The sequence below is a fragment of the Helicobacter monodelphidis genome, assembly GCF_003288845.1.
GTDB lineage: Bacteria > Campylobacterota > Campylobacteria > Campylobacterales > Helicobacteraceae > NHYN01.
In genome coordinates this window covers 1-8,970 of record NZ_NHYN01000030.1, presented here as the reverse complement: position 1 = coordinate 8,970, position 8,970 = coordinate 1, and the positions used below count along the sequence as shown (strand labels likewise).

At 36.2% G+C, this 8,970-nt stretch carries 7 protein-coding genes, 1 tRNA gene and 1 pseudogene; 7 read left to right on the top strand and 2 right to left on the bottom strand.

What is annotated here, in order from left to right; all coding sequences use genetic code 11:
- Positions 1-937: pseudogene (locus CCZ01_RS09190) on the bottom strand (hypothetical protein); the annotation flags it as partial.
- Positions 938-1,016: 79 nt separating this feature from the next.
- Between CCZ01_RS09190 and CCZ01_RS09185 the strand changes: the two are divergent.
- From CCZ01_RS09185 to CCZ01_RS09170, 4 genes are all read left to right on the top strand, one after another.
- Positions 1,017-1,556: a phospholipase D-like domain-containing protein gene (locus CCZ01_RS09185; RefSeq protein WP_112052920.1), complete on the top strand. Its 540-nt coding sequence runs from the start codon at positions 1,017-1,019 to the stop codon at positions 1,554-1,556.
- Between the two features lie 109 nt (positions 1,557-1,665).
- Positions 1,666-2,541 (top strand): HDOD domain-containing protein, encoded by an 876-nt coding sequence (locus CCZ01_RS09180; RefSeq protein ID WP_112052919.1) that lies wholly within the window; start codon positions 1,666-1,668, stop codon positions 2,539-2,541.
- A gap of 148 nt (positions 2,542-2,689) precedes the next feature.
- A complete protein-coding gene (locus tag CCZ01_RS09175) occupies positions 2,690-3,838 on the top strand; it encodes an FtsW/RodA/SpoVE family cell cycle protein (protein WP_112052918.1) in 1,149 nt (382 codons plus the stop codon).
- A gap of 10 nt (positions 3,839-3,848) precedes the next feature.
- Positions 3,849-3,925, top strand: a tRNA-Ile gene (locus CCZ01_RS09170).
- A 5-nt stretch (positions 3,926-3,930) separates the two neighbouring features.
- Here CCZ01_RS09170 and luxS read toward each other — a convergent pair.
- Complete coding sequence (gene luxS, locus CCZ01_RS09165) at positions 3,931-4,416, bottom strand: S-ribosylhomocysteine lyase (protein ID WP_112052917.1); 486 nt, start codon at positions 4,414-4,416, stop codon at positions 3,931-3,933.
- 129 nt (positions 4,417-4,545) lie between these two features.
- Here luxS and CCZ01_RS09160 point away from each other — a divergent pair, with 129 nt between their 5' ends.
- The 3 genes from CCZ01_RS09160 (at position 4,546) to CCZ01_RS09150 (ending at position 8,716) form a co-directional block, all read left to right on the top strand.
- The gene (locus CCZ01_RS09160) at positions 4,546-5,493 is read left to right on the top strand and encodes an RluA family pseudouridine synthase (RefSeq protein WP_112052916.1); all 948 of its coding nucleotides are present in this window, start codon (positions 4,546-4,548) and stop codon (positions 5,491-5,493) included.
- A 95-nt stretch (positions 5,494-5,588) separates the two neighbouring features.
- Positions 5,589-6,206 carry a heme-binding protein gene (locus CCZ01_RS09155; RefSeq protein ID WP_258437179.1) on the top strand — a complete coding sequence of 206 codons (618 nt, stop codon included), beginning with the start codon at positions 5,589-5,591 and terminating at the stop codon, positions 6,204-6,206.
- An 11-nt stretch (positions 6,207-6,217) separates the two neighbouring features.
- Positions 6,218-8,716, top strand: coding sequence for a molybdopterin guanine dinucleotide-containing S/N-oxide reductase (locus CCZ01_RS09150; protein WP_112052915.1), 2,499 nt, complete (start codon positions 6,218-6,220; stop codon positions 8,714-8,716).
- Positions 8,717-8,970 lie beyond the last annotated feature (254 nt).

Below are 8,970 nucleotides of genomic sequence, written 5' to 3'. Positions count from 1 at the left end.
CTATGGAATCTGGCGATGTAGTAGCAGATTCTTCAGTGTCTAAATCCATTGCTTCATCAAGATTTAATTCTTCACCCATCGTATCTAAGTCTAAATCTAACTCTTCGCCACCATCAGTTTTTTCTGTAGATTCTGCTATTGGGTCTAAATCAAGTGAGTCCAAATCTAAATCGTCAGTTGTTTCTTGTGTAGCCTCTGGTTCTTTTTTGGCAGGGCGTTGCAATCCGTCAACCTCAAGTAAATCTTCTCCTAAATCGAGGTCATCTTGTGCTTTATCTGGAGTAGCTTTTTCCTCATCACCTCCAAGCATATCGTGAATATCATCATCAAGTCCTTCAATATCCTCAAGTCCGCTAATTCCTTCAGCTTCTAAATCACCTTCCGGCGGTAAAAGGTCTGGGCTAATATCATCAAGGCTTAAATCCATATCTTCCTCAGTTCCTATCCCTGTCTCCTCTAAATTATCCAATTCACCATCGTCTTGAGAAGTTGGTTGAACCTCCTCCTCCAGTGGTATTTCTTCTTGAATTGAATCTTGAATATCTACTTGAGTATTTTCTTGTAGGATATCGTCTGCTGGTATTTCAGGGGTGGGTGTGGCAAAATCTTTGCGGTCCATTCCAATCGTGTGATTTTTAAGTAATTCTACAAAGTCGGTAGGTAAAAAAGGTTTTTGCACATAAATGTCAAAACCACCTTCTTTCTCGCTATTTTTAGAGTAAATATAACCAAGTTTTGCTTGAGGAATCTTCTCTTTTGCTTCGCGTTTTAGGTTATTTGAGAAAGATTTATCATCAATAAAGATAAACTGAATCTCGCTGATGTCTTGAAGCTGATTGAGTGAATCCGCCTCTATAATGCTAAGTCCCACTTTTTCTGCACTTAATTTCACAAGCTTTTGAACAATGGGGTTGGTATTAATCAATAAGAGTTTCATTATGCCGCCTTCAAAGTCAGTTAAATAAATATAAGGTATTATATCATTTTAAACCTTATTAAAAAGGGAGTTAGAGTCGATGAGAAAAATTATTTTTCTTTGTTGTACAATTTTTATGTTTAGTGGTGTAATTCTTTTTGCTAAAGAGGAAATATATTTAATGCCAAAAGAACAAAAAATGGCTTTAAAGCGATTGATTTCATCGTTCAAGAATGCACAGAAAGAGATTCATATTGCAATTTATAGTTTTACGAACAGAGAAATTGCAAAAGCGTTAAGAGATGTTGCAAGTCGGGGTGTTAAGATACGCATTATTTACGATGAAGAGAGTAATTTGGCTAAAAATAAGAATTCTACAATTGGCTATTTGGGAAAATTAAATAATATTTCTGTGTGTACATTAAGAGGGAATCGTGCAAAAAACGGCAAACACTATGGTATTATGCATATGAAATTAGCGATTGTAGATGGTAAAGAAATTTTTATTGGTTCAGCAAATTGGTCAAAGAATGCTTTTGAGAACAGCTATGAAACGCTTTTTGTGACAGACAATTCAGAGATAATTCAAAAAAGTCAGACATATTATACACAAATGTACGCGAATTGCAGGGCTTATTAGGTGTTTATAGAATAAACTATCTATAAGAACTTCTTTTTTATTTGGTATATTTAGAAAAAGTGGATATAATAGCGATAGACTTTACATTTGATATTAAAGGGTTGACGAGATGCATAATCTGTTAGTAAGAACAATCGAGAATCTTCCTCCGCTACCAGAAACGGTTGTAAAATTGCAGAGCTATGTGGATTCTGCTGGGTCTGAAGTAAGGATGCAGGAGGTTGTTAATATTATCTCACGAGATCCCTTGCTTACAGGGGAGCTTTTGAGGCTTGCTAACTCCCCATTTTATGGATTTTCAAGGGAAATTGTAACAATCCAACAAGTTGTTTCTTTGTTGGGTATTAACAATATTAAAAATGCTGTTATTGCGAATTCTATCAATAGCAAATTAAAAGTTGATATGTCTCCCTATGGGCTAAATACGCAGGAGTTTTTAGCTAGTTGTAGTTTGGAGTCAAGTTTCATCACAAATTGGTTGATTGAAGATGATAAACAGCTAGCACAGATTCTAGTGCCCTGTTCCATGCTTATGCGTTTAGGTATGATTTTACTCGCTGGTGCACTTATTGAGGTAAAAAAAGATCAGGAATTTCTTGAAGCTTTAAAGGAATCTCATTTTCGAAATGTTGCCTTAATTGAGAATGAATTTTGTGGTGTAGACCATATTTCATTTTTAGGATTCTTGTTTGATCATTGGAAGTTTGATGAAGTATTGATTCAGAGTATCTCTTATATTCCAAATCCTCATGCAGCTACGGAAAATGTGCAACGAAATGTGTATGCGTTAGCAATAGCTAATCGTGTTTTTGAGCCTTATACAGGTGGAACACCATATAATATGAGTATGGCGAAGGCGTTGTTTGCTGAAGCGAAAGATAAGGGAATTGTTTATAGCTATGAAAGCTTTGTGGCTAGTCTTCCTGTTAAGGCAAGAGAGAATCTCAATATACCTGTAACTGATTTTGGTGAGGCAGGATTTTAGGTACATCCGTCTTTCGGGTTTGCTTTTGGAGTTTGGATTGCTGAAATATAGAGAATAATGAAGTTTGGATTAGGGGTTAAGGGGCATGGGTTTGTTTTTTCTTTTTGATTTTTTTATCAAATTACTTTGATGAGAATAGGCATAATTAATGAATCCATTCTTTGATAGGAAGGTTTTATCACAATTTGACTATGTTTTACCTTTTTTTATTCTTCCCCTTATTGTTATTTCCGGTGTGCTTATTGGAGAGGTGAGTGAGCTTCTTTCTAGCAAACATTTAGTGTACTCTCTTGTCGGCATTTCCATTTTTGTTATTGTGGCTTTTATTCCTATTAGGCGATTAAGTTTTTTAGTTCCTATTGCTTATTGGTTAAGTATTTTTTTGTTAATACTCACTGATTTAATTGGTGTTGATCGTGGTATGGGGGCACAAAGATGGCTTGAAATACCCTTTATTCATTTTACATTGCAACCCTCTGAATTTATGAAACCTACGCTTATTTTAATGATTGCTTATTTAATCGACCAAAAACCCCCTCCAAAAGGCGGTTATCGTTTGAAACAATTTTTAATTTTTAGTGCTTATATTTGCCTACCTGTTGTTTTGATTCAGTTGCAACCTGATTTAGGAACAGCCATTACCCTTTTTGCTATGGGGTTTGGAATTTTATTTCTAGTTGGTGTGCATTATAAAATTTGGCTTGCTATTGCTGGCGTGATTATTGTTTTTGCACCTATCCTTTATTCTAGCCCATTTATTAAAGATTATCAGCGTAAAAGGGTTGTAGAATTTCTTTCTGAAAAACCTAAATATCAATTACAACAATCCCTTATTGCAATTGGTTCTGGAGGCTATAATGGCAAGAAAAAAGAAGAGGCAACACAGGCACAACTAAAATTTTTACCCATTGCAACAAGCGATTTTATTTTTGCTTATTTCGCAGAAAGATTCGGTTTTTGGGGTGCTATGGGGCTTCTTGCTTTGTATCTCTTTTTGATTTTACACATTTTGTCCATTGGTATGAGTGATTCTAAGGACTATTATCTACAATGTGTTGCTTATGGTATTGCGATGTTGGTTTTTATCTATACAGCAATCAATATTGGTATGGTGATGGGGCTTTTGCCTGTTGTTGGGTTACCGTTGCCTCTGTTTAGTTATGGTGGGAGTAGTTTTGCCACTTTTATGCTACTTTTTGGTGTACTTGAAAATCTTCTTGCTTTTAAATTCAAATTTGTGTATAATCATCCGCCATTTATTTCTTCAAATATGGGGAAACATCATACTAATACCTAAAACTTATAAAGGGTCCTTAGCTCAGTTGGTCAGAGCAATCGGCTCATAACCGATTGGTCATAGGTTCAAGTCCTATAGGACCCACCACCTCTTTAAATATCTTTAAGCAAAAGCTCCTCTGTATTCATAATTCCGATACCCGCATTCAGTGTTTTTTTTGCAATATCTTGTGCTTCTTGCAAGGAGTGCATCTTAAAAGTACCACATTGGAATTTATTTGCCTCCGGAATTGTATCTACTTTGCAAATATCTTCCATGCTAGCCTGCCATGCTTTTTGCACTTCCTGTGGGCTAGGTGTCCCAATTAAGCTCATATAAAATCCTGTACGACAGCCCATTGGTGAAATATCGATAATCTCAACATTACCAGAATTAAGATGATCACGCATAAAGCCCGCAAATAAATGTTCTAAAGTGTGAATACCTGTTTCGCTAAGTAAGTCAACATTAGGACGCGTAAAACGCAAATCAAAAACGCTGATTTTATCCCCCTTTGGAGTTTCCATAATTTTTGCTAATCGAACTGCCGGTGCAGGCATTCTTGTATGGTCGACTTTGAAACTATCTAATAAAGGCATCTTTTTCTCCTTAGTGTAAGCATTAAATTTCACATTATAGCACAGCCAATATATTTTGTCTAATTCTAAAAGGTATTCAAATATGATAGAATCTATTTTTAGTTATTAATTCGTAAAAAAGAGAGAGTAATGAATACACAGCAAGGAAGGCTTGATAAGATTTTGTCCTCTGAATTAAAACAGAGTCGTAATCAAGTTGAACAACTCATTAAGGGTGGTGGGGTTTTTGTTGATGGTGTGCAGATTTTTCGCCCTGCCTTCATCCTTAAAGGAGGGGAAAAAATTAGTTTCAATATTCCTGATAAACCCAAAATATCATCAATGTGGGATTTAACAAATATGGAAATTGAGATTCTTTATGAGGATGCAGAATTTTTGGTTTTAAATAAACCACCCTTTCTTGCTGTGCATTCTGCTCCAAGTTTGCAAGAAGCAACACTTTGCGATTGGTTGCAATCACGCGGTTTCACGCTTTCAACCTTGAATGGAGAAGAGAGAATGGGTATTGTGCATCGTTTAGATAAGCAGACAAGTGGGGCAATTGTTGTTGCGAAAAATAATACAGCCCACATTGCTTTAGCAAAACAGCTAGAATCGCGCGAAATGGGGAGATATTATCTTGCTTTAATTGATTTACCACTCAAGGATGAGGGAATGTTTGAATGTTATATGGCAAGAAATCCACGCAATCGTCTGAAGATGGCAAAGTGTGAAAAGAATCAGGGGAGATATTCTTGTAGCTATTTTATTCAACTTGCAGAATGCACATATTCAAGCCTCATTGCAGCAAAGCTTAAGACGGGAAGAACACACCAAATTCGTTGCCATTTAGAACAATTAGGTCGACATATTTTGGGAGATAAATTATATGGTTATGGGGGTAAATTTGAAGGCAGGGTGTTATTACATGCTTATGGGCTTTATTTAAAGCACCCAATTTCAGCTAAAGAATATCTTTTTCAAGCACCGATATTTAATGATATGCAAGAATATTTGCAAAAGAATTGTCCTGAACCCATTTTAGAAAAATGTTTAAATCTGTCTTCTATTATTAAAAATTTTAATAATTACTACTAATATATAAATGATAGTTATTTTTGAGAATTAAAGTTGGTTAAAGTAAATTTTAATTATAATTTAATTCTAAATTTATTTAGTAGGAGGGAGTTTGTATGTTTCTTAAAAATATGGGACTATGTGCAGTATTGCTATGTTGTAGTCATCTGTTTGCCGATTCTAACTTTCAAAAAGGGGATAAGCTTTATGCAACGAAAGTTAAAGATTTGTATGCACAGGGAGATAACCAAAAAGCGATTGGAAGACTATTGCCTACTGCTGAAGTTGAAGTGGTTGAGGTTAAAGGTGATAAGCTCTTAATAAAAATCTCTGGCTATGTGCAAGAAGGTGCTCATCATGCAATTTATTTTGCACCCAATCGGCGAATCTTGAATGCGGCGTTGGGTCGGACTGCAGGAATAACACCTAAAATAGGTGCTGATAAAACGCCTAAGGATAGTGTGCAAAAGTGGAATGTAGCGGAGGTAACCGTATGGAGTGATTCGGCAAATTTAAATAAAGAAGTGCAATCTCTCTATAAGCAAGCTAATGAAAGTTATGTTGCAAATTGTTCTATCTGTCATTCTTTGTATGAGACAACAAAATTTAATGCAAATCAATGGTCAGGTATTGTTAAGTCAATGTCAATGCGGAGCGGAATGGACAAGGAAAGTATGTATCTTTTAACGCAGTATTTACAAAAAAATGCAAGCGATATGCCAAAATCTAAATAAAGGGGAAAATTATGAAGAATTCAAATATTACTCGTAGAAATATTTTAAAAGCTGTAGCAGTTTTTGCGGCTATTCCTTTTGTGGATATGGTGAGTCGCCGTTCTGCGTTATTTGCTGCAGGAATTGAGAAATTCAGTACTGAACTTGTCAAAGATGGTGAAGTAGTTAGTGGTGCTCATTGGGGGATTTTAAAGCATACAATTAAAAATGGCAAGGTTGTCTCTTCACAGAATGCTATGAAATCTTCAGTAAAAAACCCTTTCCATTCTGCCACAGCTGATTTGATTTATACACAATCTCGTATTAAATATCCGATGGTGCGAAAAAGCTATTTAGAAAATCCTAAGAATCCAAAGCCAGAATTACGCGGTGCTGATGAATGGGTAAAAGTAAGTTATCAAGATGCAATTAAGCTTATTGCACAAGAATTAAAAGCAACTTATAAGCAAAAGGGTGCTGAAGGTATTTTTGCTGGAAGTTATGGTTGGAAAAGTAGCGGTAATATGCACAATTCAAGAATTCTACTTCACCGCTTTATGGGTATGGCTGGTGGTTATGTTGGTACAACAGGTGATTATTCCACAGGTGCTTCACAGGTGATTATGGCTCATGTAATGGGAAATCTTGAGGTTTATGACCAACAAACTTCTTGGGATGTTGTTCTAGAATCTAGCGAGGTTGTTGTAATTTGGGGTGCTGACCCCTTAGTTACTTTGCGTATTGCGTGGAGCGTAAATGATGGGCAAGGCTTAGAATACTTAGAAAAACTCAAAAAATCTAAAAAGAAAATTATTTGTATTGACCCTATACGCAACGATACTTGTCAATATTTAAATGGAGAGTGGGTAGCACCTATTCCAAATACGGATACAGCTTTGATGTTGGGAATTATGCACACGATGCTAGTGAGTGGGCAATATGATAAAGAATTTGTTGCAAACTACACATATGGGTTTAATGACTTTAGTGCCTATGTGTTGGGTAAGAAAGACAAGATTGTTAAAGATGCAAAATGGGCAAGTGAAATTTGCGGAATAAGTGAGAAAACAATTAGGGAATTTGCAGAGTTATTTTACAAGAAACGTACAATGCTTCTTTCTGGTTGGGGAATGCAACGTGCACATCATGGCGAACAACCGCATTGGATGATGGTTGCTCTTGCTTGTATGATTGGACAAATTGGATTGCCTGGTGGCGGATTTGGCTTGAGTTATCATTATAGTAATGGCGGTGCTCCGACAGCAACAGCGGGCGTGATTGGCGGAATGAGTATTGGGAGTAGTGCAAGTGGAGCAGCTGAATGGTTAGTGCAGGGTGCAAAATATAGTTTTCCTGTTGCAAGAATTGCTGAAGCCTTGTTAAATCCGGGAAAAACGATTGATGATAATGGTAAGAAAGTGACCTATACTGATATTGATTTGATTTATTGGGCGGGTGGCAATCCAGTTACTCAACATCAAAATATCAATGAGTTTTTAAAGGCGTGGAAAAAGCCACGTACAATTATCGTGCATGAGCCTTATTGGACGCCGACAGCGAAATTTGCAGATATTGTTATGCCAATCACAACAAGCTATGAGCGAAATGATATATCAATGAGTGGGGATTATTCTAATTTAAATATTGTGCCGATGAAGGCTTTAGTTGCAAAAGAAGGAGAATCTGTTGACGATTATCAGGTTTTCAGTGATTTAGCAAGGGAGCTTGGATTCTTTGAACAATATACAGAAGGTAAGAATGAAATGCAATGGATTGAACAATTCTATAATCAAGCTTATAAGCAATATACAGCGATGATTGAGAGAGCAAAGGAGCTCGCCATTGAAATGCCACCATTTAAAGAATTTTGGAAGAAGAATCAGCCTTTGACATTTCTAGTGCCAGCAGAGAATCAAAGCTGGGTGCGTCACGCAGACTTTAGAGAGGACCCTATTCTAAGCCCACTAGGAACGCCGTCTGGATTGATTGAGCTTTATTCAAATGTTATTGAAAAAATGAAATATGATGATTGTAGAGCTTATCCGAGTTGGTTTGAGCCGGTTGAATGGTTAGGTATGAAAAATAAACCAGCCGAATTTGCCTTATTAACAAACCATCCACAATATAGATTACATTCACAACTTGCTAATACTTCCTTGCGTGAAAAAAATGCAATTTCTGGGCGTGAACCCATCTGGATTAATACGAAAGATGCAAAGAAAAAAGGAATTAAACAAGGTGATATTGTGAGGGTTTTTAATGCAAGAGGGCAGGTTTTAGCTGGAGCTTATGTGACAGATAATATCAAAGAGGGTGTTGTTAAACTTTCAGAGGGGGCGTGGTATGATCCACAAAATCCAAAAGAGCCAAATTCATTGTGCAAGAATGGTTGTGCGAATGTGTTAACAATTGATATTCCTACCTCCAAACTTGCTAATGGTAATATTTCACACACAGGCTTAGTGAATATTGAGAAATATACACAAAAACCTGCTGAAGTTACCGCATTCACACCACCAAAAGTGGGTTAATGATTTTTAGTTGTTGATTTTTTATGGGTGGTGGTTGAGTTATTTAGCTATGATCACCCATAAAAAAATGAGAATGACGGGTTTTTATGCAGTGAGCAATAAGAATCCATGACTATAAGAGGTCATATGGATTTTCAAGCTCAATACAATATTTTCTTAAAACTTCTTTCTATTCACATCATCCATAATCTTTACAGCAATATTATCTACAGTGTTGCTGATTTCTTGCGATTGGTTGGCAATATCTAATATTT